We start from the raw sequence: 24,995 nt of genomic DNA, 5'->3' as shown, positions 1-24,995 counted from the left end.
ATCCAAATAAGCGGGTTTCCAAACGTGTCCCAACCCGAAATCGGCAATAGCAGTACCGTTGGTACTCCCTATTTGCTTCGAATGTTACCTGTTGTTGTTCCGGGCGAAGAGGAGTATGATGCATGTATAGGGACATTCTACTTGATAGAAAGCTTTTTTCTTGCTTTCTGGTCCTATCTATTAAATAGCAGACCTGTTCCCAGGTGATAGTTAATCAGTATTAGGGGCAGCAGTTGTTTCGGTTTGAGTGCGGAGGAACCATAATCAACCCGAAATCAACCCATTTCATACACCATTTTCAAACCGTTGCAACGGATGCGGTTGCTACCGAGAATAGTGTATCACAATACCTCAGGTATGTTTAACAGGCAATCTCAGGCAGTGAAGCAGAGTAGCGGGTCTAAGTCTGCGATAACACAGCTTTCTTCAGAGTGTCGTTGAATGACTGCCTTATTCTTCCGTATTCAGCGCCTTACCATACTCCTGCAGTGGAGCACTGGCTGAGGTAAAGTTGAGGCCCAGGTCATCTACTGCTTCCTGGTTGCTGTATTGCATTCGTGGTTTCCCAGCAGCGGCCACCCATTAAGCATACGGTTCACGTCAGAAGCGGCCCAGGCCTCATTGCTGATGATGTACTTCTTCCCGTGCAGACAGGTGTATCTGCTTGTGGAGTGATTACTTCACAAGCTTGTTAGCTGTGTAGGGAAGTTAATTAAGGTGAGTGTTTTGAATTATATAAATAAGGGTAAAATCAAAACTAATATTGGTAAGAACCCCGAAAATAAAAGTTGACTACAAACATATTGAGTGAAATTTGACAAAAGGGAAAAGATGACATAGCTTATTTTACACTCCCCATTACTCCCAGCCACTATCCGCAGGGGCTACTTTAACTGTTATCATTATCAGGATCACGTTAATGATATTGTTTCTTTATTACATAAATCATTGTAATAGTTATACTTCGTTTGTTGATCCTTGTGCATGAATGAAAATATAGTTAAACATATTTACCGCTTAATAAGTATAATTAACATTAAGTAAATACCCGAATTTGCGCTAACGAAGCTAACGGGGTGTGTTTAAACTAATATATTTTATTCCTGCTCCCTAACAGTCTCTTCATATTCACCCCAGAAACTTAGCTTTTTGATTATTTTGCTATCCTTGTTACTGCCTTTGCAGTTATTAAGACTCTTTGTTGAGAAAATAATTTAGTTGATTATCCCTTTCCCGACACTACTATATACCCGATAAAAGCACTTGTGCAAAGCCCTGACAATAGAGCGGAGCATTATACTGACTCCCTTGAAACACCCCTCCGCTGATTTTAAAACCTTTGGTTTAATCATTAAAAAATGGTTTTATGGCTTTATTACAGCATACTTTCAATTACGAGGGGGAAGTACCATTTCCGATCCATTCTGTAAATCTGTTTTTCCGAGTACCAACGTTTGAATATGTAACGGTGCTTCGGGGCAGGAGGCCTTCTGCCGCACGTAATCATTTGAGTGAGCAAACGGTTCACCTAAATAATAAATTAAGCGATACCAGCTATGAAGCCAGATTTCCAAACGAATTTCTTGTTGGACACTCAGACCGCTCTTTAATAAATTTCTATTCATACTTCAGGAGTATCAGTTTCACAGGCAACGATCCACAACTGCTTGATTTTCTGTCCGCCAATATTGATGTTGCGATAAAGGATGAGAGAGAAAATTTGTTTGGATATATCGTATTTGATGCGCTGTACAGCCTGTCTACGGCATCAAACAAGTATAAAGATATTGTTGAGCGCCAGGCGGCACTAAACGCTTCAGTTGCATTTAACGAAGCAGAGTCACAAAGCCTTGAATTGGAACTGGCGGATTATGTACGGAAGAATGTCTTTTTACTGAACAGGCAGCAATTCGATGAGGCTGCTGTTCAATTCAGAGCTGTTGAACCAAGGTATAATGAGTTCGCTTTCCTGTTGATCGTCTCGCACGTAACTGATGTATCGTCGGACAGGCCGAAAATAAAAATCGCCGCGGATGAATTCAGAAACTTCCTGAAGGCAGAGTTTGAAATAGGAAGCGCCGAAACGATCAAGGTCCTCCAGAAAATTTTAAAAAATGAGCTGTTCGATTTTCCTGTCTCGGTTCCTGAGATAGAGGCAGTGGAGATAAAAGGAACGTTTAAAATCATTACCCCCGGAAATTCTCCTGTTGCCTTAAATGATTTTAAGTTTTACGACCTCGCAACAGAGTATAGCATCCAGGTTCCGGATGGGAACAGCGAACTCCTGACGAATAGCTTTAATTGGGTTGGCATCCAGCAGGCACCCGACAATACTGTTCCCTTTTCATTCGGCACCATACTCACCAATTTTCTAAATAGCGCTGTCACCGTCAGAGTAAAAGCATATGACGGATCGGTTATCTGGGAAAATCAATACGCCGCCACAAATCCCGACTTACAACAATTAGTCATAGAAGTTCCGCTTACAAAGCCCGTTATTTTGAGCGGAGCAGATGAACCGAAGCCATCATCCGGTGGCAATAAAAAATTAAGCGGCAAGGTGATAGAGATCTCCGGCGAATGCGAATTGAAGGATATTACAGTAGTAGTACAGGCAAAAAAAGAGGGCGATGCGATTTGGAAAGTGGTAGGCTCAGCAAGCACTGACAGCTCTGGAAATTTTTCGCTACCTTATCCGTACGGTGTTTATGTTGCTGCACAGGCTCTGGTTTCGTTAACGCCGGATACTCCTGCTGATATCACGCTGTATACCGATGATGAACACATCGCGAGCAGGGAAACCATTGCTGATGATTTCCTATACCTGCTAATTGAGGGGGCAGACTGTGAAAGCAAAGGAGAAGCAGGAGAGGAGGATTGCCAGTGCCATGAATCGAAGAAACCGAACCGGCTTCCCAGCCAGCAAGACCTGATCCGATCTGATTCCTATACACAGGATATCGGCGGGTCATGCATCAACCTCTCCATACCAAACAGAACATTGAATGAGTACCGGCATAAAGCTGTAGTGAGAACATCTGATCCTGATGTTTCGAATTATGTGCTCACGAAGGATTCAAATGGAAATTTCATGCTGGAGGGAGGACTTGCCAAAATTGTACGCAAGCCGGTAGATCTAAGTAACCCAATACGCTGGCAGGATGCACCGGAAGACCACAGCAATCTGTCGATCTACCAGGCCGTGACGGTGGCAACCGGCCATGTCCTGCACTATAGTGTTGTAACGAAAGCTGATGGCTATTCATTGGGTGAATTGCTGTATTCATTGCCGCTGGCGCCGGGGCAAAAAAAACAGATCGTCATCTTTGAGCAAACGCACCGTTTGATGGGGAGCGAAACCCAGCGATTGTCTCAGCGGGAATCGCTGGCTGCCTCACTTGTGAATGAAGTGGGTATCACTGACACGATAGCCGGAAATTTATCTGAATCTACCAGAGGCGGCAGTTCAGCCACCACTGCTGGCGTAAGTGCGGGACTGGGGCTTGCGGGAATTGTACAGGGAATTGCCGGAGTCTTCGGGGTTTCGGGTGGAGTTGCGAACGCAAATTCCACTGCATGGCAAAACAGCTCCCGTTCGCTGTCAGAATACTTTAACGAGCAGATGAAGAATACGATCAACCAGAATGCGCAAAGTTATCGGGAACAGAATGCATCGGTTGTAACAAGCGTGGAGGAGGGGCAGGACTATGGTGTAACGGCAGAAGTGATTGCCAATCACAACCACTGTCATTCGCTTACAATGATGTATTTTGAAGTGCTGCGGCATTATGCCATCTACCAGGAGCTTACGCATGTAGAAGAATGCTTGTTTGTCCCGTTCCTGATGACTGATTTTACGCGGGAAAATATTTTTAAATGGAGAGACGTATTGGCGCTTAATTTATTGCCAATACCTTCAGAAACCTATCTGCAACCATTCAGCATCATACGGTCCGGCAGGCAGCATCCGTTGCTGAAAGGCTTTGATGCCATTGAGAGGATAAAGACGAATTACGAAAATGTGGATTTCCCCGACGGCGCTTACGATGATGAGGTCATAAACTTTGTGACAGGTGAAATCTATATATACACGAACCTTCCAAGGCCCAAGTCTAAGTATGACAGGGTTAAATCATGGCCGCTGGAGAAAAAATCATCGTGGTCATGGCCCGGTGCCTTGATTGGGGGTATACTGGGCGGTCCGTTGGGCTTTATTGCAGGAGGTTATTTAAATGCCGACGGCAGCGTGAAAGCAGAAGCGATCCCTATCATCGATGAATATATTTCCGTGGATGCTAATTTTGCCAGCGTGCCGCCGGCCCAGTGTATCCGCGTAAGAAAGATAGACGCTAACTTTTTTGAAGCCGGCGGTTTTGATAAAGCGCAATGGGAAGCCTATGCAAAAATACTCGGCAAGGACGTGTACGAGATGCTGAATTATTATTTTAAAGACAGGCTTATCTCGGAATGGGACAGCATTTATTATAATGACATCGCGCCAATCGTATTTGAACGCATCTGTAACAACATCAGTATCGGCAATTTTTCAGCTATTGATTTCTCCACTGAAACAAAATACAAAGGGAATTATGCCCTGATGAAAGTGAACCTGCGCGGCAGTGGTTCGAACAAGAAAAGAAAAGACATCACCCAGTTAGATATTGTTTTTAATAACACGGCAACATTAACCAATGACCTCGTAACGTTATCGGTAAGGAATGTAACCGTTCGCTATTCAACCGCGCATTATAACGGCATTCTGTTCAGCGGTTTTGCCGGCGACGATCTATTAGACGGAAGTACTTTATTTACACCGGAAAATGCCAATGAAAAGCGTAACCCCAAAAAAGAAGATGCCTATATCGCGCAAAAATTAATTGAACACCTTAACAGCAACCTTGAGCATTATAACAAGGCGCTTCTCAGATACCTGGACCAGGACAGGCGGTATATGCTGCTCGACGGATTTACGATTGAAACCTACAATGATTTTGGAGCTCCTATAGGGCAGCGCAGCCTTGCCTCGGTGGTTAAAAACGAGTTGATCGGCATTTCGGGAAATGCTTTGATCATGCCCGTGGCGCCCGGATATAAGATTGACAGAACGTTTATTGTAGAACAACCTATCGAAGGGCCTGCTGCTCAAATCAACCTCCTTGACCATTACAAACCGCTGACACCTGTACCGCCCTATCGCATCAGCATACCAAGCAAAGGCGTATTCGCAGAGGCAGTACAGGGCGCCTGCGACGCTTGTGAAAAAGTCAGGGACAACACTTCACAGGATTGGGAAAAATTCAAGGCAGATGAACCTACCTCCATTAACCCTGTAACAGTTCCTGTGCCGACCGTTACGGACTGGAAAGCAGCGTTCAAGGATTTTGCGACACCTATCGTCAATATCCAGAATGCACCTCCTGCCCCTGCGCCTGGTGCAGGTCTAGCAGCTGCCTCTGAACTGCTGAGTAAGAGTGGAATTTTCAAAGACATTACCGGCCTGGATCAGAATCAGAAAAATGCTATGCAAACCTACCTGTCTAACCAGGAGAATGCGAAGGCATTTGCCGAGATGGCAAAAGATATTTTTACGATGGGGCACAACACAGAGCATGCTGACAAGATCGCAGACGCTATCCGTAATTCGCCGGAGTTAAGCAAAGAAGAAAAAGCACAGTTGCTGAAAGACCATTTCGGGCAGGTTATTGATGCAGGCCAGAGCAAGAAGGCAGAACAGGAGAGTACAAAGAACAATAAACCGACACTTACAGATGCAGCGGTAAAGGCGGTTGACGAGGGTAAGCCTGTGAAAGCCACCAGTATGGATGGAAGCGGCCAGGCAGCGTCTATAGAAATAGGTGGAGGCGGCACCAATAAATTCCGGGTAGCAGGAAAGGCAGTGCCTTTAGTTCTGCAGGGAGATAAAGATGCGGCTTGCTGGGCCGCAGCCGCTACAATGATGAAAAGCTGGAAAGATGGCAAGCCCTATACAATCCAGCAGGTGCTTGCAACGGTGCCGGAAGAATATCTCAACAAGTATAACAACAACCAGCCATTGTTACCATCCGAGAAGATGGACTTTGTTGATGCGCTGGGTATGACAGGCGAACCTCCGGCTAGCTACACGTTTGACACCTATGTGGGTTGGATGAAAACCTATGGCCCTTTGTGGATTACGGTGGACAGTGATTCGTCAACAGATATTTCCGCCCACGCCAAAATACTGATCGGGTATGATGGGGATGGTACAGAGGCAAACAGTCGTTTTGTTTTCTTAGATCCGTCTACCGTGGGCGAGCAACGCCAGACTTTTGCTGAGTTTTTGGAAGAGTATGAGCAAACGGCGAGAGACAACCCCGGGGACTTGTTTATACAAATAGTTCACTTCAAAGACGAGATCATTGGGGAAGGCAATGCGGCAAGCCGTAGCCTCATCAATTATACGCCTGCGCTGGATTCAACCATCGTCATTAATAAAATTGAGTTTGAAACCATACCAGGCGTTTTAAACTGGAGTAATGCCACAGTCGAACATAACAGAAATGACAACGGACACAGGGCTTCCTCTGCTTTAATTCACCTGGTGTTGCATGAAACCGCATCACCGGTAGCGTCGGAAGCGACAACACATGGGTTTAACGGCACCGCGAATACAACATCGCATATGACGCTCATGAGGAACGGAACTGTGCTACAGTTTAATGACCTCATGCAGATTGAATACCACACCATCGGCTTAAATACCTCTGCCATAGGAGTTGAATTCGTAAATCGTGGCTGGTTGGCTTCACCACGATCAAGTGGCCCGAATAAAGACACTCCTGGAAATCTTTATACTTATGACCACGAGGCGATTCCTGCAAAGGAGGAAGACCTGACTCCACAACATCTGGCAAAATTCCCTGAAGGAAATGATTTTTTATATTGTTTCTGGGGAATGGGTTTCAATATTTACAGAATTCCACCAGACACGAATCAGTTAGAAAAAGAGGTGGACCTTGTTCAATGGCTAACGACAGATCTGAAGGCCAAGCTCGACCATTTAGAAGATCAACTTAATTTTACAGAGGCCACAGAAAGGGTTGATTTTATCAGGAGTGTTATTAATTCAGCACTCCCGGTTGCCAAGGCCAATACAATATTCTCGCACACATTTACTGGCGGAGGAACAGGCCTTGCCAATATGTTTTTTACCATTGAAAGAACCTGGCTACAGGTTGTAAGTTATGATGACGTTTCAGGTATCTGGGATTTTCCCACTGCCAATATTCCTGCTATATCTGAACAGGGCAACAAGAACCTGTTTATCTTCTCGACAGGCTGGAATTATCTGGAGCCAGCAAATATTGCCGGCAAGTCAGGAATTATTTCCCATAATGCTGTAAAAAGCAATCATAGTGACGGTTCATTTCTTACCTTATATACCTGGCTAAGGTTAGAGAAATCATTCGATAGCACGAAATCATACCGGTTAGCGAAAAGCCTGATGACAGACCACTTCTTTAAAGCCTCCCTGAAAACAGATCCAAATGATAAGAAGATTGTTATACTTAATGTAGATGATGCAAACTTGGTATAACTGAATTTCATGTCAGGCTTCTTCTTTGATGCAGGCCTGCCCGGAATTATCCTGAGTTTTAACTCAAGGTAATTCCTTCTTTTGATTCCATTGCGTCACGGGTTGTGAAGTATAAGCCGTTTGCCACTATCAGCATTAACATCGTTAGGCTGATTGGCGCAATAAACTTATGTTATGCCTGTTTCCCGGCTTTAGAAGGGCACCGCGTAGAAGTTTTAACAATAATGCGGGGGAATGCAGTTACTACCATATTGAACTGATACCATATTAAACTGAGTTGTACGCATAGCAAAAGATGGTGTATGGATCAGTTATGAGTGAGGAGTTGTCGTTCCTCGAAGAGCAGGAGCGGCATGCAGGCAAGGCTATCGTGCAGCACCTGTAGGTTTACCCTTTTGAAGAACGGCAAGGGCTGCCTGCATAATCCTCTTGTTCCTTCCACAACAAATCCTCCGCAAAATCCCTTTTTTCCCTGCAAGATGAGCACCGGAGGAAGGGCTGGTGTTGCGTGAAAATACCTTTGAATTATCATCGTGCGCGTAAACTACACGTTGCGTTGTATAGTTATTTATAAATTTATAATAAAAGGTGTTTATTTTCTTTAGCGCCAGTTCGTACTTTTAGAGCATGTTTAAATTTCGTTTTTGCAAGCGAAAAGTGTTCAGAAAGGGTTCTGGCGAAATGGTTTTTGAGCCGCATAGCAGCGCTACGTGGCGATAAAAGCGTGAAGACAGGTTCCTTTATGGGCAATTTGCAGCGCAAAGCACGAATTTTAAACTTGCTCTTAGATAATTTACTACTTAAAACAGCCTGATTAATGAAACTTCCTCTTCTAAGCCTGGCAACCTTTCTGCTGATATCAGTCCCTGGCATTTGCCAGCACCTGCAACCGGAAGCATTTCCCTTATCCTCGGTGCGGTTGCTGGACAGCCCTTTTAAAGAGGCGCAGCAGACGGACATGCGTTACATGCTGGCCCTTGACCCTGACAGGTTGCTGGCGCCTTACCTGACGGAAGCGGGTATTCCGCCAAAGGCTGCGAACTATGGCAACTGGGAGGACACAGGCCTTGACGGGCACATCGGCGGCCATTACCTTTCTGCTTTGTCTTTGATGTATGCGGCAACAGGAAACCCGGAACTGCTGCAAAGGCTTAATTACATGGTGAGCTGGTTAGATACCTGCCAGCAGCGCAGCGGCAACGGCTATGTGGGCGGCGTACCCGGCGGACGGGCGATGTGGCAGGAAATTGCGCAAGGTAAAATAGATGCGGGCAGCTTTTCTTTAAATGGCAAATGGGTGCCTTGGTATAACCTGCACAAGCTGTATGCCGGGCTGCGCGATGCTTATGTTTTTGCAGGAAATGAGAAAGCACGGGATATCCTGGTAAAGCTTACGGATTGGTGTATAAACCTTACAGCAGAGCTCTCTGAGGATCAGATGCAGGAAATGCTGAAGAGCGAACATGGCGGCCTGAATGAAGTATTTGCTGATGTAGCGGCTATTACGGGTGATCAGAAATACCTCCGGCTGGCGCAACGGTTCTCTGACCGTTCTATTCTAAAGCCGCTCCTTGCCCGGAAAGATGAGCTGAACGGCCTGCACGCCAACACACAGATACCTAAAGTTATCGGGTATTTACGGATTGCCGAACTTGATAAAGACAAGTCCTGGGCCGGTGCTGCAGATTTCTTCTGGAACACGGTAGTGCATAACCGGACGGTGTCTATTGGGGGGAACAGCGTAAGAGAACACTTCCATCCGGCCAACGATTTTTCCTCTATGGTCGAATCGAAGGAAGGGCCTGAGACCTGCAACACCTATAACATGCTCAAGCTCACGAAAAGCCTGTTTCTGGATAGTGCTGCATGCGCCTACATGGATTACTATGAAAGAGCTATGTATAACCACATCCTCTCGTCCCAGCACCCGGGCAAGGGCGGTTTCGTGTACTTTACACCTATGCGCCCCAGGCACTACCGCGTTTACTCACAGCCGCAACAGGGTTTCTGGTGCTGCGTGGGCTCCGGCCTCGAAAACCACGGCAAGTATGGCGAGCTGATTTACGCGCACAACGACAAAGATCTTTTTGTAAACCTGTTTATCGCCTCCACCCTCAACTGGCAGGAGAAAGGCGTTTCGCTGGTGCAGCACACAAAGTTCCCTTACCAGGAGTCAACTGACATCGAGCTTAAACTGAAAAAGCCGGCGAAGTTCGCGCTGCACATCAGGCATCCTGAATGGGTGAAAGCGGGACAACTGAAGGTGCGCGTGAACGGCAAAGAAATGGCTGTCAGCTCCGTTCCTTCCTCGTATGTAACGGTATCGCGTAAATGGAAGTCAGGTGATAAAGTCACTGTTTCCTTACCCATGGAAACCAAAGCGGAATACCTGCCCGACCACTCGCCCTGGGTATCGTTTGTGCATGGCCCCATGGTGCTGGCCGCCGCCACCGACACTACCGATTTGACAGGACTGTGGGCCGACAGCAGCCGCATGGGCCATATTGCCAACGGCCCGCTGTACCCGGTAGAAGAAGCGCCCCTGCTCGTGTCGGCAGACAGCGCCTATGCTGCCGGTGTGAAGCCTGTTGCCGGGCAGCCGCTTGTCTTTTCTGCGGCGGGGATTATCTCGTCCGATAAGTATAAACAGGTAAAGCTGGTGCCTTTTTACCAGATTCATGATGCACGCTACATGGTATACTGGCCCGTTACAACGCCTGCGGGGCTCGACAGCCTCAGGCAGTCGATGCATGCGGCGGATGAGGCAAAACTGGTGCTGGACAAGGCGACTGTAGACCAGGTGGCTCCGGGAGAGCAGCAACCGGAGTCTGACCACAAGTTCCGGGGTGAGCGAACGGAAGCAGGCATTTACAACGACCGCCACTGGCGGCATGCCTCAGGCTGGTTTGGCTACGAGCTTAAGAACACCAGCCACGAGGCCCGCAAGCTGCGCGTTACGTACTACGGCAAAGACCAGAACCGCAATTTTGACATTCTGGTGAACGGGCAGCTGGTAGCCACAGTAAACCTCGATGGCTCAAAAGGAGACCGGTTCTTTGATGTGGATTATGATCTTCCCAAAGCCATTACCAGTAGCGATCCTGATGTGCTGCAGGTGAAATTTGTTGCCCATGATGGCTCTGTGGCAGGAGGCATTTACTACATCCGGCTCTTAAAGTAAGCGCAAGGTCTGTTAACGATATGCTAGATTTACCTGAATAATTGCGTGGCAAATACCAGGGTGAATCTGGTGATACACAAGGTTTAGGTAACGTGCAGCGCTTTCTGCCGGGCAGGCAAACTGTAAAGCACCAACCCGCTGATGATAAGCAGCATGCCCAGGCTGCCAAGCCCGTTAGGCCAGGCAATGCCCAGGAGTAATACTTCGCCTATCACGGTGAACAGCATTTCTATGGATTGCGTGGCCTCCACAGCAGCCAGCGAGGCAGCATCGAAACGGGCCAGGTGCATGGCTTTGAAGAACAGGATGCCGCCTATTACGCCGGAGCTTATAGAGATAACAAGCACCGCCAGGAGCTGCTCCTGGCCGGGCAGGCCAGCCTGGGAATAGCCGTAGAGCATCATCACAAGCTGCACCGGAAAGCTACCGATAGCCGTGCCGGCCACGCGCTGAATAGCATTAAGCTGGTGGCCGCGTTCTTCTATGTGCAGCAAAAGCTTTCGGTTAGCGAGCGGCCAGCAAAAAGCTGCCAGCATTACCAGACCAATGCACCACCACAAATGCTGATAAGAGCTGCCGTCTTTTTGGCTCCACTGCATACAGGCAATGCCCGCCATAATCAGTAAAGAGAGGAGCAGTGCTTTGATAGGTATCCTTGCACGGCGATCTTTATACAGAAAAGGGGAGAGCAGTATACCCGCAACTATCGTAAACTGAAAAACACCCGCCACCAGCCAGCCGGGACCAAAGGAGGCAGCAAACGTCAGGAAATAATAAGACAGGCCAAAAGCTACGCCACCCCACACAAGCCATACCTGCAGGTCCTGGCGCATCACCTGCAGCAGGTGCCTTAGCTGCCCCCTTGCCGAAAGTATGGCTGCGAGCAGGAGCATCAGGAAGAAAGAGCGCAAGCCCACGGTCCAGGCCCAGTGCCCGCCTCTGGAAGACAGGAAACTGTTGAGAATATAGGTAGAGCTGAAAAACGCACAGGCCAAAGAGCCCAGGGCAATCGCTTTTAAGTTGCTGTTAGACTGCATGTAAAAATTATTTCTGCAAAACTACAGCAGCCCCGGTTCAGCTCACAGGATTTTCTGCGGCATGAACGGTACTTTCAGAACCTCCGCTTCTTAATTGCGTTGGCGTTTGCCCTGTTATTCTTTTAAAGAAGCGCACAAAGTATGATGCGTCCTCAAAGCCAAGCTGGTAAGCAATTTCTTTAACAGACAAGCTGCTGAAGAGCAGCAAGCGCTTACTTTCTACTATAAGGCGTTCGTGCTGCATATCGGCGACGCTTGTGTGTAGGTATTGCCGGCAGAGGCTATTCAGGTGTTTGGGTGTAATGTCGAGGGCGCTTGCATAAAAGCTTACACTTTTGTGCTCATGGTAATGTGCCTCTACCAGGCTGCTAAGCCGAAACAGGCGCTCACTGTACCGCGCCGGCGTAAGTTTTTCAATCTGCGCCTGGCACTCCCGGAGCAGGTATTGTAAAAGAATATAGAGGTAACGCGAAAGTATGTCCATTCCGGGTTGTGGCTCCTGCAGCTCTTTTGCCATGAGGTTTACCAGTTCCTCAAATATAATTTTTAGCTTATCGGGCAGGTCCAGGTATGGGTGCTGGTACACAGAACTGAAAATAACAAAGGCATCGTGCGCGCTCATGCCCGTGGTCTGCAGAAAGCTTTCCGAGAAAGACACCAGCACGCCCTTCTCCTGTCGTGATCGCCGTTGATGCGCCTGCCCGGGGCGTAACAAAAATACCCTGCCCGCCTGTAAGGGGTAGCGCTGAAAATCGATGAGGTTGTCTCCGCCCTTTGTTTCCTGCACATACATGATCATGTAGGCATCATGGCTATGCGGCACTTCCGACAGCGCACTGGCATAAGTCTCCAGGGGCACAATAGTAAGCGCCTTTTGCTGGAGCAAGTCCTGGATGGGGAGCCGTTCTGTTCCGGTGAGCTTCATAAAGCAAATTAAACTAAAAAGTGCAAAGGAGGAGAGAATAGGTTTGTAATATCCATCAAGGTACAATCGGGCAGCACCTGCCTGTATTCATCCCGGGTAAACACGTCTCTCCGGTATACCACTGAAAAGCTCACGAAGTGTAGTTTATCCTGATCCCGGAATTTATACTTCCTGCTCATGAGTGGTTGGCTTGTTTTACCTTTCCATACCTGGCAACAGGGCTTTAGGTTCATAAAGAACCTGTGGTCCTCAAAACAAAAACATACCAATCCTTAGCATACATAGCACAAGCGGACGCTTGCGCCAGAACGGGCAGGCCAATCATATAAAAGAAAAGCTGCCAGAAAAATACCTGTTTGATGTAAAATTGCTTACATTCAGAGTAGAAACAAACGGCAGGCTTAACATGGACGAAATCAAAAGAGAAAACATCAAACAGGAAGTGTTCGACCTGTATGATGACTATGCCCACAACCGGGTGAACAGGCGCGAGTTTGTGCAAAAGCTATCCCTCTATGCGGTGGGTGGCCTTACTGTAGCCTCACTGATGAGTTTTCTGATGCCCGACTACCAGGGCAAAATCCAGGTGAAGTCAGATGATCCGCGCTTAAAATCGGAATACATTTACTACCAGTCTCCGAAAGGTGGCGGAAAGATAAAAGCTTTGCTGACAATGCCTGCGGATGCGGAAAAGAAGCTCGGCGGCATTGTGGTTGTCCATGAAAACAGGGGGCTGAACCCGCACATTGAAGATGTGGCCAGAAGGGCCGCGCTGGCAGGGTTTATTTCACTGGCTCCTGATGCGCTGACACCCTTGGGCGGCTACCCCGGTACCGACGATGAAGGGCGTGAACTGCAAAGTAAGCGGGACAGGGATGAAATGCTGGAAGACTTTATAGCGGCTTATCACTACCTGAAAGACTACAAGGCTTGTAATGGCAAAGTGGGCGTGGTAGGCTTTTGCTTTGGCGGGTGGATCGCCAACATGATGGCTGTCCGGATTCTGGATTTGTCGGCAGCTGTTCCGTTTTATGGAGGCCAGCCGCCTATAGAAGATGTTCCCAACATACAGGCGCCGCTCCTGCTGCATTATGCAGCACTGGATACACGCGTTAACGAAGGCTGGCCTGCTTACGAAGCTGCTTTAAAAGAGCAGCATAAAGCATACACCGCTTACATGTATGCCAATGCCAACCATGGCTTCCATAACGATACCACGCCCCGCTACGACAGAGCTGCGGCAGAACTTGCCTGGAAACGTACCATCGATTTTTTTAATGAGAAACTGAAGTCCTAAGGAGAGGTGAGGAGCTGCTAATAAATGAGCAGCAGGCTTGCTTGAATGTTGGCTTTTACAGATTGCTTACTCAGTTGTCCTAGTTGTAAAGACTATTCAGCGATATTTGATAAGGAAGAGTTCTAAAAGAAAGAACCGGGTAATGCCGGATTTTTGTTTATCTAGCAGCATGTTATGCATCTTTATTTCATTATTATATTATAATAATGAAATAAAGTCATTAAATTGTAAATTCTAGCATAATTAATATAGTATGAAGGAAAACAGAATTAGGAATTACTATTTTGATGAAGAAATTGAAAAATCAACCTGGTCTAATTGTGTGTTTGTTTTTGATACTTCTGCTTTGCTAAATTTCTATTATTATTCACAACAAACAAAACTACATCTTTTTGATAAAGTATTTCCGTTTCTGAAAGGTAGACTATGGATTCCTAATCATGTGGAATTTGAATACTTAAAGAATAGAAAAGAAACTCTTAAAAAACCAATTAGAGAAAAATATGGAACTATTCTAGATGAGTTCGCTCAATTGAATTCCAATATATCAAAAGTAAAAAATCAGTTAGAAAACATTAAGAACAAGACTAAGAAAAAGCTCTCCCATCCATACGTTAACCATATAATTTTTGAATCTTTTGACTCTACTCTTGATGATTTGAGTAAGGAGCTTATATTGCTCAATACAGATTTTAATAAAGAAATAGATCTAAGAAAGGCTGAAATTTCTAATACTGCAGATAATGATGACGTAAAACTTGCTATTGATAACTTCTTTGAAGTTGGTAAAGCCTATGACTTTGATAGAATGATGGAAATATCTGCGCAAGGGGAGTTTAGGTATAGAAATAAAATAGCACCTGGTTTCGAAGATTACAATTCTAAAGACGGTATCCAAAGATATGGGGACTTAATTGTGTGGAAACAAATTATAGATTATGCTTCACATACATCAAAACCCATTGTGCTAATTACTGATGATGTCAAACAAGATTGGTGTCACGTAGAAAAGAAAGGTGGTGAAACAAGAATTATTCGACCGAAAGAAGAATTAGTTCAAGAATTTACAGATTCTACTAAAACTCATTTTTGGATGTATACTTTAGGACAGTTTATTACTAATTTAGAAAAATATAATTCATTAAAAATTGAGGAAGGTATTCTTGCTGAAATAGAAGAATTAACTAATAGCTCTCTTTTAAGATATGATGCTATTTATTATTCTGGTAATCCTAGTAATCCTAGTAATCAAAGCTGCCTTAGGTTTTTTGAAGACGGTAAAGTTATTAATGTTTCATTAATGGGGAATCTTAATAAGCCTGGAACTCTAACAAATGTACAAAAATGGTTTAATAGTGGGTATAGAACGAATGGCCAATACTCAATTGTAGATAATCAAATAGAGTTCACTATTCTGAGTGATTATGGAAGTGTGTATTATAAAGGTATTATTGAAAAGGATATATTGCGATTAGATGTAAACAGTCATACTACTAATCATCAGTCAACTAAAATTTATAAAGCTTTAAGTTTAGCAGAATCAAGTGAAATATTCGATTAAGATTTTTTTAACTCGTTATTAGAGTTAAAAGCAAAGTATACTCCGTCCCCTCAACAATTCCCCAAAACAAAAAAGCCCTGCAACTTTTCAGCTGCAGGGCTTTTTGTTTTTAACTGTACCTTGGGCCGGAGTCGAACCGGCACGAGTGTAACCTCATTGGTGTTTGAGACCAACGCGTCTACCAATTCCGCCACCAAGGCATGTTCCGTTGTCAGGAACGTGCTGCAAACTTAGATAATGTTTCCTGAATTCGCAACAGGTATTTCTTCTTCAGGTAGTATGTTTTTACCTGCTGCAGGGCCTCGTCTTTGGTAATGCCGTGCAGTTCGGGGTAGCGTTGCAGTACCGGCAGCACATCGTTTTCGAGTTGCGCCATCACGCCGGCGCTTTTTTCGCCTATCTCGTGCAGTTTGGCAGCATCAAAATCAAATTCCAGTTCCATCAGTTCCTCGTTCAGCTCCATCATTTCCATCAGGAACGCGGCCGGCAGCTCGTTTTTGCCTTCTTCCAGCAATCCGTATTCCTTTAAAATATACTGCATGCGCAGGTCAGCATCGGAGAGGGTGCGGTAAGCGTTGGTGTTCTGGGTAGAGAGCTGTAAGATTTCCTGCTGCTTTTCCTGTGGCTCGTTGGCGTGAAAGTCAGGATGGTAGGCGCGGCTCAGCTCGTAATATTTGGCTTTCAGCGCCTTTTCGTCGGGCAGGAAACTTTCCGGTAAGGTATAAAATTCGAAGTAATTCATCGTTCAGGTGTCAGGTAACAGGTATAAACCGCTTTGCACGGCATTTTATACTTGTAAAGGTACAGCAAAAGCAGCAGGATTGTTTTAAGTATGGCTGCCCTCGTGCGGTGCTGCGCTCAGGTATACCTGCAAAGTATAAGGTTAAACAGCAACAACCACGTTGGACCAGGCCTGCGGTTTGTCGGCGAAAAGTACTTTGGTGGCTTTCCATACCTGCCCGAACAGGGGCGAGTCGCGGTAGTTGTTCAGGTGCGCTTCCGATTCCCAGAGGCTGTAGGTGCTATACACGTTAGGCCGGTTAATGTCCTGCAGCAACTCTACGTGGTGGCAGCCGTCAAAAGCCCGTATCTTATCCTTCGAATGTCTGAAAATCTCCAGAAACTCCGCCGTGCGGTCCTCCCGAAACGTCATCCGGACAATGCGTATTAACATAAATTTAATTTTGAATAACTGAATTTTGAATAACTGAATATCAAATGAAGAATAGCCGCACGGGTCATAAGCAGCATTAAATAGGTTTCCCATCTTCAAATCTGCACATTCCCAAATCTACAAATCGTCATTCAATCATTCAGGTATTCAAAATTCAAAATTAACTGCCCGGGTAAAAGCGAACGTCTACCTGCGAGTCGAAGCCGAGGTGGAGCAGGTCGGCGGCGCGGCCTTTGTTGATGCCGATGCAGAGGCGGCCCTGGCTGTTGTAGATGCAGCAGCTCTCGCCGTCGTTTACCTGGGCATAGTTTGGCCGGATGCGGCCAACAGTTTCGCGGGCAAAATGTATGGTAAAGGTGCGGCCATGCGCAATGGTGTCGATGCTGTCGCGGGTGATGTTGGTGATCAGGTTGCCATAGCGATCCACGTGTATCACGTGCCCAGAAATGGAATGGTCGCCCAGGCGCAGCTGCCGGTTCAGGAGCTGGCGGAAATTATAGGTGCGATCGCCCAGCACTTCCAGGTTGCCGCCTTTGGCCAGAAACACGGCAGCAGGCGCCAGCAAATCTTTCACCGGCGAAGGCATCAGCGGGTTGTCGGTCTTGATTTCCACCACCATCTCCGGCTCCTCGTCGGTCAGCAGCGAGAGCAGGCCATTGTCGGCCAGCAGGAAATAGTGCCCTTTGTACCTGGCCGCATGAAATTTGCCATCCTTGCTGCCGTAGGTATCCACCGCCACCAGGTGCACAGTGCCTTCCGGAAACTCATCGAAAACAGAACCCAGTACATACTCGGCCTGCGCAATGTTATAAGGCCCTATGGCATGCGACACATCTACGATAGTTGCCTGCAGATCCTGGGAGAGGATTTTGGCTTTCACCGCGGCCACATACTGGTCGGCATATCCAAAATCAGAGGTAAACGTAATTACAGCCATATCGCGAACTATAATTTAAGTAGATTTGTCATGATATATATAATATTTAGCTAAATTAAGGGGAAAATTATCCCATCTAACTATAATTTAAGGAATAAGCATTTGGTCGAAAAAGTAATAACCTTAGAGAACATCTCTCTGATTGATTTTCTGGGGACAGAGAATCAGAATATCAAGCAACTGGCCGCCGCTTTCCCGAGCAGCAAAATCATATCCCGCGGAAACGAAATCAAAATCCAGGGCCAGACACCCGAAATCACGAAAATTCACGAGGTTTTCGCTTCTCTGATAGACCACTACCACAAGTTTGGGAAAATTACGCATAATAGTGTAAATAGGTACCTTTCTTCCGATTCTTTTACGGATGAGGAGGTTATTGTTACTTCGCCGGATGTAATTGTGTATGGCAGCAAGGGCGGCGTGATAAAAGCCCGCACACCCAACCAGCAGAAACTCATAGACGCCGTTGAGAAAAACGACCTGACCTTTGCACTCGGCCCGGCCGGTACAGGCAAAACATACGTGTCGGTAGCGATGGCGGTGCGTGCGCTCAAAAACAAGGAAGTCAAGAAAATCATTATCTCGCGGCCGGTAGTAGAAGCAGGCGAAAGCCTTGGCTTTTTGCCCGGCGACATGAAGGAAAAAGTTGATCCGTACCTGCGCCCGATTTACGATGCGCTGGAAGATATGATTCCGGTGGAGAAGCTGAAGTACTACCAGGAGAACAAGATAATTGAAATTGCGCCGCTGGCCTACATGCGTGGCCGCACGCTGAACAATGCTTTTGTGCTGCTGGATGAGGCGCAGAATACCACGCCGGCCCAGATGAAGATGTTCCTGACACGTATGGGCCCCAATGCCAAAGTAATGGTAAACGGCGACTGGTCGCAGATAGACTTGCCCCGCAACCAGCGTTCCGGTTTAATGGAGGTCATTAAGATACTTCGCGGCGTAAAAGGCATCGGCTTTGTGGAAATGAACTCTGAAGACGTGGTGCGCCACAGGCTGGTGCGCGACATCATCAACGCCTATAACAAGCTGGAAGAAGATCGCAACGCTACCCGTGAGGAGACGAAAGCCATAGGAGAAGGAGCCTCCCAGAACGGCCGAAGCAAAAAGGAGCAGGCCACTTCGTAGGGACGCCATGTGGGGCGGCTTTGGGTGTGATAAACCGGATGTCACAAAGTATAATTTTATACTTTGTGGCATGATAAAGCCCAAAGTTTATACTTTGGCAGCGGCTAAGTATCTGGTTATGGGTACAACATTATCTTAAACCATACTACATCTTTGTCATTCTGGAAGAAGCTTGGTTGCCGGGAGGTTAAGCCTTTGCGGCCTGCGGAGGTAGGGGCTCTCTTTAAACAATATCCTTTCAGGATAACAAACTAAGAGGCTGGCCGAAACGGATATTACACCTGCACCTGAATTAAAAAGTCTTGTGTCTAACGTCTACATACTAACGTCCCTTTTTACGCACATGATTGAGCTGAAAAGAATAGAAGATGAGCAGGATTTAAGCACTGCTTTTGCTATCAGGGAGAAGGTGTTTGTGCAGGAGCAGCAGGTGCCCCGCGAGGCGGAGTATGATGCGCATGAGCCGGAAGCTAGCCATTACCTGGCTACCTATGGCGGTGTGCCCTGCGGCGCTGCCCGCTGGCGGGTAACGGACAAAGGCATTAAGCTGGAGCGCTTTGCCGTGCTACCGGAATACCGCAACAAGAATGTGGGTGCTAAAGTACTGCAGGCGGTGCTGGCGGATGTGCAGCAAGCGCATGCCGGAAGCAAAATATACCTGCACGCGCAGCTTCCTGCCGTAAACTTTTACAAGCGCCACGGCTTTGCCACCGAAGGCGATATGTTTACGGAGTGTGCTATTCAGCACTATAAAATGATTTACATAGGCTGATGCTGCGGTGGGCGCCATACCCCTTCGTTCGCATTACGCTGGGTTTTATAGCAGGCATTCTGCTATACCTTAATTCAGGCAGGGATTTCAGTTACAGCGCTGAAGTCCTTGCTTTTTTTGTGGCCGCATACTTGGTGGCTTTTCTGCTGGCGCGCAGGTATAAATCGGGCTCTGTAACCGATGTGGCCGGTATACTAGGCTTGCTGTGCTTTGTGGCAGGCGGCCTGTGGGCAACGCACCTGCACACCGAATTACATGCGCCGAATCATCTTCTTCATCTGCAAAACCCGCTAGCCTACTATGTCGGTGTGGTGGACGATTACGTGGTACAGAAGCCCGGCTACCAGCGCACCGTGCTGGAACTGGAGCAGGTACAGGTGAACGGGATCTGGCAACCCGCAACAGGCAAAGTACAACTGTCGGTGCCGCATGATTCGGAGCAGCCGTATGAACTCACCTATGGCGACAGGCTGCTGGTGAAAGGTGCGCCGCAACCTGTGCCCGCCGCCCAAAACCCGAACCAGTTTGATTATGGCGCTTATTTGGCAAACCGAAATATCTTTTACCGGCAATTTCTGCAGGCGCACGAGTATGTGAAATTAGGCTCCGAACCGGGTAATCCTGTTTTATACCTGAGCATCCGGTGGCGGCGGCAACTGGAACAACTCCTTCGGGAAAAGATACCGGCGCGCAGAGAGTATGCTATTTCCTCAGCGCTCATACTTGGCGTAACCGACGAACTGGACAATGCCATCAAAGCAGCATACATCAACACGGGCACCATGCATGTGCTTTCGGTATCGGGGTTGCACGTAGGACTGATTTATGGCGTGATGATGCTGGTGCTGGTTCATTTCAGGCGCACGCCGCGGCAGCGCCTGCTGGCCGCCATTGTGGCTATACTTGGCCTTTGGTTTTACGCTTTCATGACGGGCCTGTCACCTTCGGTGCTTCGTTCTGTGGTGATGTTTACGCTCGTAACCGTGGCGCTGGCTTCTGGGCGGCGCACAAATATTTACAACACGCTGGCGATTGCAGCCTTTGCCCTGCTGCTCTACAATCCCTATTTCCTGCTGAATGTCGGTTTCCAGTTATCGTTTCTGGCGGTGCTGGGCATTGTATACTTTCAGCCACGCTTCTACCGCTTGCTGGCATTCGATAACCAACTGCTTAACAAATTATGGCTATTCTTCACAGTTTCGCTGGCAGCGCAACTGGTTACGCTGCCGCTCGGTCTGCTATACTTCCACCAGTTTCCGGTATACTTCTGGCTGGCTAACATGGTGGTGGTGCCGCTGTCTACACTGGCATTGTACACCGGCCTGACAGCGCTGGCCCTGGTCTGGATTCCGGTTATAGGGCCGCTTCTATTTAAGCTTCATTTTGGCGTCATTTGGTGCATGAACGAGCTGAACACGGGGCTGACGCACCTGCCGTTGGCGCTCATCAACGGCATCGATATTTCACTTTTGCAAACGGTGCTGTTGTATGTGCTGCTCATACTCGTTATACTTTTCCTGTCGCTGAAAAAGCTGCGTTACCTGGCACTCGCTACCGTGGTAGTGGCGATACTGGCAGGGCAGGAGATAGCGGAAGTGCTGCAGCAGAAACAACAGCAGACCTTGGCCATTTACAATGTGCGCCGGGCAACCGGCATTGCGCTGGTGCAGGGGCAACAGGCTACCATGCTGGCCGATTCAGTTTTGCTGCACGATGAAGGTAACTATACATATAACATCCAACCCCACCTGTGGCACCTGGGCGTGCCGCAACCGCAGTTCGTCAGCCTGGAGGGAACGCCTGTTGCTGATCCGGCTATCACGGCCTTACCCGATAGCAACCGGCTGGTGGTATGGCAGGGCCAAAGGCTGCTTATACTTTCTCACCCTCCCAAACTACAGCCTAAATCCCGGCTGCCGCTCGATTATATCCTGCTGCGCAACAACGTTCGCCTAAGGTCGGAAGATCTGCAAAGTTATACTTCTGAAAAGGTAATTCTGGATGCTTCCAACAGTCTCTGGTACCGGCAGCGCCTGCACCGGCAACTCGACACACTCGGCATTGCATACTATGATGTGGCGGATTCCGGCGCCTTCGTGCTGGAACTTGGTAGCCAGTACTGACAAAGAAGCCTCTATAAACCTCATCTTGTAGGGAAGACGAAGCCTATGAGGCTGGTGCGAGCTTGTAGCTCGTACCTTATTCCTGCTGATGTAAAGGTACGAGCTGCAAGCTCGCACCAGCAAGGGGGCACCTGGTAAGCATCTATCTGTTACAGGTGCTTTTCTTATTGCTGCTTTGTTTGTACCTGTCCGGGTGATTTCTTGCTGCCGGCTCCTGAATCTGGGTTCTGCGTATTATCTTCGCAGTAAAACAGCACGCTTTGCCGGACATCCACCATATACTTAAAACCTACTGGGGCTACGACCAGTTCCGGCCGTTGCAGGAGGATATTATCCGGTCGGTGCTGGCCGGGCAGGACACGCTGGCGCTGCTGCCTACCGGGGGCGGAAAATCGATCTGCTTCCAGGTGCCTGCCCTGGCGCTGGATGGCCTTTGCCTGGTAATTACACCGCTGATAGCCCTGATGAAAGACCAGGTAGAGCAGCTGCATAAGCGGGGCATTGCAGCGGTGGCGGTCTACTCGGGCATGCACCGCCGCGAGATAGATATTGTCCTGGATAACTGTGTGTATGGCAACGTTCGGTTTTTATACTTGTCGCCGGAGCGGCTGCTCACGGACCTGTTTCAGGAGCGGGTAAAACGGATGAAGGTTAGCCTGCTGGCCGTAGATGAGGCGCATTGCATTTCGCAGTGGGGCTACGATTTCAGGCCGCCTTACCTGCAGCTCGCCGAATTGCGTGAAAAGCTGCCCGGCGTGCCCGTCATCGCCCTTACCGCCACCGCTACTGAAAAAGTAAAGCAAGACATCCAGAAAAAGCTCCTTTTCCCAAAGCCGAACGTTTTTCAGAAAAGCTTTGCCCGCGCCAACCTGTCGTACTCCTGCCTTTATACCGAAAACAAAACCGGCCGCCTGCTCGAGATTCTGCAACGCATGTCGGGCCAAAGTATTGTTTATGTGCGCAGTCGCCGGCAAACCGTAGAGATAGCAAAATTGCTGCAACAGCACCGTATTGCGGCCGCGGCTTACCACGCTGGGCTCAAATTTGAAGAACGCAGCCAGGCGCAGCAGCTCTGGATAAGCGACAAAGTGCGTGTAATCGTAGCCACCAATGCGTTCGGAATGGGCATCGACAAGCCGGATGTGCGGCTGGTGGTGCACCTGGATTTGCCTGAAAGCCTGGAAGCCTATTACCAGGAAGCAGGCCGCGCCGGCCGTGATGAGCGGTATGCGTATGCCGTTATTTTGTGTGCCCCGAACGATGCCGCTGCGCTGTTGCAGAAAGTGGCGGAAGCGCACCCGCCTGTAGAATTTATCCGGAGGGTATACCAGTGCCTGGCCAATTATTACCAGCTCGCCGTGGGCAGCGGCTTGATGAGCAGCTTTGACTTTGACCTGGCAGCATTTTCCAAAACCTATAAGCTGCAGGCGCTGGAAGTGCATCATGCTATCAAGCGCCTGGAGCAGGAAGGATATCTGCAGCTGAATGAAGGGTATTACACGCCTTCGCGGGTTTTCATCACAACAGACAATACAGCGCTCTACGATTTCCAGCTGGCCAACCCCGCACACGATGCGCTTATCCGCATGATCTTGCGCATGTATGGCGGCGAGGTTTTTACCAATTTTATTAAAATATCGGAGCACCGGCTGGCGCAGCAGCTACAGGAGCCGGAAGCAGAAGTGCGGCAGAAGCTGGCCTACCTGCACAAACTGCAGGTGCTCATGTATGAGCCGCAGCACGATGCGCCCCAACTGGTATTTACGGCACCCCGCCAGGATTCCGGCACCTTGAACCTGGATATAAAAAGGCTGAAAACACTGCGCGAGCAGGCACAGCATCAGGCGAAAGAGATGGGCCGCTATGTAGCAACAACTGATCGTTGCCGCACCCAGCTGTTGCTGGCCTACTTCGGCGAGATATCGGACACCCGCTGCCGCATCTGCGATTATTGTCTGGCCGAGCGTAAAAAGGAGCGCGAAACGGAGCAACAGGAAAAGTTACGGAAAGAGCTGCTGGTAGTGGCACAACAGAAGCCATACTTACCAAAGGAGCTGGTGCAGCGGTTTGAGCCGAAACACGCCGATACCATCACGCAACTGATCCGGGAGTTGCTGGATCTGGGCAGGCTGAAGTATAAGGAAAGCGGAAGGCTTGTCGTAGAAAGTCAGAACCCCTGATCCGTTCCTGCTGCCGGCACAAGCATAGCTTAAACAAGCCGGAATACGATGACGGCTACAGGTAACCTTTTGCGTTTGTACAGGTTTGTATAAGTATAGATTACGGATGTATCAGAAAGATTTATACTATGAAAGCATTAGTTTTAAACGAGCCAGGCGCACCGGAAAACCTGCAACTACAGGAAACAGATAAACCAATCCCTCAGGCAGGCGAAGTGCTGGTAAAGGTACGGGCTATCAGCATTAATCCCGTGGATACGAAAACCCGCGAAGGGAAAGCCTTTTACAATACCCTGAAAGAAAACCCGCCGGTAATTGTGGGCTGGGATATTTTAGGTGAAGTGGTGGCAGTGGGCGAGGAGGTAAATTATTTTAAAGAAGGAGATGAGGTGTTCGGCATGGTGAATTTTCCGGGGAGCGGTAAGGCCTATGCCGAATACGTGGCAGCGCCGGAAAAGCACCTGGCGCACAAGCCGGCCAATGTTTCGCACCATGAAGCGGCCGCTGCCACCCTGGCCGCTCTCACCGCATGGCAGGTGCTGGTGCATGAAGCCGGAATAAAGGCAGGGCAGCGGGTGCTCATACATGCCGCAGCAGGTGGTGTAGGCCATTTTGCGGTTCAGATTGCCAAGTATTTTCAGGCTACTGTAATAGGTACTGCCTCTGAAGAGAACCATGATTTCCTGAGAACGATGGGCGCCGATGAGCAGATTGATTACCATAAGTATAAGGTAGAAGATGTGGTAATGGACGCGGACATCGTGCTTGATTCGTTGGGAGAGGAGAATACGCGCAGATCGCTGGCAACGCTCAAAGACGGCGGAAAGATAATATCCATTTTAGGAGGAGCCACCGAGGCCGTGCAGGCAGCAGCGAAGGCGCGGAACATTGAAGCCAGGAACTACCTTGTGCACTCGAGTGGCGAGGATGAAACCAAGCTGGCAGAACTGCTGGAAGCGGGCATCATCCGGTCGCATGTCTCGCATGTTTTTAGTTTTGAGGATATGGCCGAAGCACACAAACAGGTAGAAACTCGGAAAACCATAGGCAAGGTAGTGGTAACAGTCGGATAGCTGAAGACAACCGGCTCTACCT

Annotated in this window: 14 protein-coding genes and 1 tRNA gene; 9 read left to right on the top strand and 6 right to left on the bottom strand. The window is 48.2% G+C overall.

Features of this window, described 5'->3' with window-relative positions:
- Nucleotides 1-1,366: 1,366 nt before the first annotated feature.
- Complete coding sequence (locus I2I11_RS17805; protein ID WP_196269088.1) at nt 1,367-7,576, top strand: papain-like cysteine protease family protein; 6,210 nt, start codon at nt 1,367-1,369, stop codon at nt 7,574-7,576.
- An 817-nt stretch (nt 7,577-8,393) separates the two neighbouring features.
- Nucleotides 8,394-10,757, top strand: a complete 2,364-nt coding sequence (locus I2I11_RS17800) for a glycoside hydrolase family 127 protein (RefSeq protein WP_196269087.1) — start codon at nt 8,394-8,396, stop codon at nt 10,755-10,757.
- A gap of 83 nt (nt 10,758-10,840) precedes the next feature.
- Here the strand turns inward: I2I11_RS17800 and I2I11_RS17795 are convergent, their stop codons facing one another.
- Nucleotides 10,841-11,794, bottom strand: coding sequence for a DMT family transporter (locus tag I2I11_RS17795; RefSeq protein WP_196269086.1), 954 nt, complete (start codon nt 11,792-11,794; stop codon nt 10,841-10,843).
- Between the two features lie 37 nt (nt 11,795-11,831).
- The gene (locus I2I11_RS17790; protein ID WP_196269085.1) at nt 11,832-12,719 is read right to left on the bottom strand and encodes an AraC family transcriptional regulator; all 888 of its coding nucleotides are present in this window, start codon (nt 12,717-12,719) and stop codon (nt 11,832-11,834) included.
- Between the two features lie 406 nt (nt 12,720-13,125).
- On the opposite strand from I2I11_RS17790, the gene I2I11_RS17785 reads away from it, so the two are divergent.
- Nucleotides 13,126-14,016 (top strand): dienelactone hydrolase family protein, encoded by an 891-nt coding sequence (locus I2I11_RS17785; RefSeq protein WP_196269110.1) that lies wholly within the window; start codon nt 13,126-13,128, stop codon nt 14,014-14,016.
- Nucleotides 14,017-14,269: 253 nt separating this feature from the next.
- On the top strand, nt 14,270-15,577 hold the full coding sequence (locus tag I2I11_RS17780) for a PIN-like domain-containing protein (protein WP_196269084.1): 1,308 nt from the start codon (nt 14,270-14,272) through the stop codon (nt 15,575-15,577).
- A 116-nt stretch (nt 15,578-15,693) separates the two neighbouring features.
- Here the strand turns inward: I2I11_RS17780 and I2I11_RS17775 are convergent.
- The 4 genes from I2I11_RS17775 to I2I11_RS17760 all read right to left on the bottom strand — a co-directional run bounded on the left by I2I11_RS17775 (nt 15,694) and on the right by I2I11_RS17760 (nt 17,688).
- A tRNA-Leu gene (locus I2I11_RS17775) sits at nt 15,694-15,777 on the bottom strand.
- A gap of 11 nt (nt 15,778-15,788) precedes the next feature.
- Entirely contained in the window at nt 15,789-16,319 is a 531-nt protein-coding gene (gene hscB, locus I2I11_RS17770; protein ID WP_196269083.1) for a Fe-S protein assembly co-chaperone HscB, read from the bottom strand.
- A 141-nt stretch (nt 16,320-16,460) separates the two neighbouring features.
- Nucleotides 16,461-16,751 (bottom strand): putative quinol monooxygenase, encoded by a 291-nt coding sequence (locus I2I11_RS17765; RefSeq protein ID WP_196269082.1) that lies wholly within the window; start codon nt 16,749-16,751, stop codon nt 16,461-16,463.
- A gap of 160 nt (nt 16,752-16,911) precedes the next feature.
- Nucleotides 16,912-17,688, bottom strand: coding sequence for an SAM hydrolase/SAM-dependent halogenase family protein (locus tag I2I11_RS17760; protein WP_196269081.1), 777 nt, complete (start codon nt 17,686-17,688; stop codon nt 16,912-16,914).
- Between the two features lie 102 nt (nt 17,689-17,790).
- Here I2I11_RS17760 and I2I11_RS17755 point away from each other — a divergent pair, with 102 nt between their 5' ends.
- The 5 genes from I2I11_RS17755 (at nt 17,791) to I2I11_RS17735 (ending at nt 24,973) form a co-directional block, all read left to right on the top strand.
- Complete coding sequence (locus tag I2I11_RS17755) at nt 17,791-18,825, top strand: PhoH family protein (protein ID WP_196269080.1); 1,035 nt, start codon at nt 17,791-17,793, stop codon at nt 18,823-18,825.
- Between the two features lie 343 nt (nt 18,826-19,168).
- Nucleotides 19,169-19,597, top strand: a complete 429-nt coding sequence (locus I2I11_RS17750) for a GNAT family N-acetyltransferase (protein WP_196269079.1) — start codon at nt 19,169-19,171, stop codon at nt 19,595-19,597.
- Entirely contained in the window at nt 19,597-21,720 is a 2,124-nt protein-coding gene (locus tag I2I11_RS17745; protein ID WP_196269078.1) for a ComEC/Rec2 family competence protein, read from the top strand. Before I2I11_RS17750 ends, I2I11_RS17745 begins: the two co-directional genes overlap by 1 nt.
- A 260-nt stretch (nt 21,721-21,980) precedes the next feature.
- Nucleotides 21,981-23,900 carry a RecQ family ATP-dependent DNA helicase gene (locus I2I11_RS17740; protein WP_196269077.1) on the top strand — a complete coding sequence of 640 codons (1,920 nt, stop codon included), beginning with the start codon at nt 21,981-21,983 and terminating at the stop codon, nt 23,898-23,900.
- Between the two features lie 128 nt (nt 23,901-24,028).
- Entirely contained in the window at nt 24,029-24,973 is a 945-nt protein-coding gene (locus I2I11_RS17735) for an NADP-dependent oxidoreductase (RefSeq protein ID WP_196269076.1), read from the top strand.
- Nucleotides 24,974-24,995 lie beyond the last annotated feature (22 nt).

Origin of the sequence: Pontibacter rufus, assembly GCF_015694705.1 — a bacterium.
In the GTDB taxonomy this organism is placed as follows: domain Bacteria; phylum Bacteroidota; class Bacteroidia; order Cytophagales; family Hymenobacteraceae; genus Pontibacter; species Pontibacter rufus.
This window is presented reverse-complemented; position numbering and strand designations above follow the sequence as displayed.

Excerpts from the sequence above, each read along its gene's own strand:
- I2I11_RS17805 (WP_196269088.1), top strand. The coding sequence starts at position 1,367 with ATGGCTTTATTACAGCATACTTTCAATTACGAGGGGGAAGTACCATTT.
- I2I11_RS17800 (WP_196269087.1), top strand. The coding sequence starts at position 8,394 with ATGAAACTTCCTCTTCTAAGCCTGGCAACCTTTCTGCTGATATCAGTC.
- I2I11_RS17795 (WP_196269086.1), bottom strand. The coding sequence starts at position 11,794 with ATGCAGTCTAACAGCAACTTAAAAGCGATTGCCCTGGGCTCTTTGGCC.
- I2I11_RS17790 (WP_196269085.1), bottom strand. The coding sequence starts at position 12,719 with ATGAAGCTCACCGGAACAGAACGGCTCCCCATCCAGGACTTGCTCCAG.
- I2I11_RS17785 (WP_196269110.1), top strand. The coding sequence starts at position 13,126 with ATGGACGAAATCAAAAGAGAAAACATCAAACAGGAAGTGTTCGACCTG.
- I2I11_RS17780 (WP_196269084.1), top strand. The coding sequence starts at position 14,270 with ATGAAGGAAAACAGAATTAGGAATTACTATTTTGATGAAGAAATTGAA.
- hscB (WP_196269083.1), bottom strand. The coding sequence starts at position 16,319 with ATGAATTACTTCGAATTTTATACCTTACCGGAAAGTTTCCTGCCCGAC.
- I2I11_RS17765 (WP_196269082.1), bottom strand. The coding sequence starts at position 16,751 with ATGTTAATACGCATTGTCCGGATGACGTTTCGGGAGGACCGCACGGCG.
- I2I11_RS17760 (WP_196269081.1), bottom strand. The coding sequence starts at position 17,688 with ATGGCTGTAATTACGTTTACCTCTGATTTTGGATATGCCGACCAGTAT.
- I2I11_RS17750 (WP_196269079.1), top strand. The coding sequence starts at position 19,169 with ATGATTGAGCTGAAAAGAATAGAAGATGAGCAGGATTTAAGCACTGCT.
- I2I11_RS17745 (WP_196269078.1), top strand. The coding sequence starts at position 19,597 with ATGCTGCGGTGGGCGCCATACCCCTTCGTTCGCATTACGCTGGGTTTT.
- I2I11_RS17735 (WP_196269076.1), top strand. The coding sequence starts at position 24,029 with ATGAAAGCATTAGTTTTAAACGAGCCAGGCGCACCGGAAAACCTGCAA.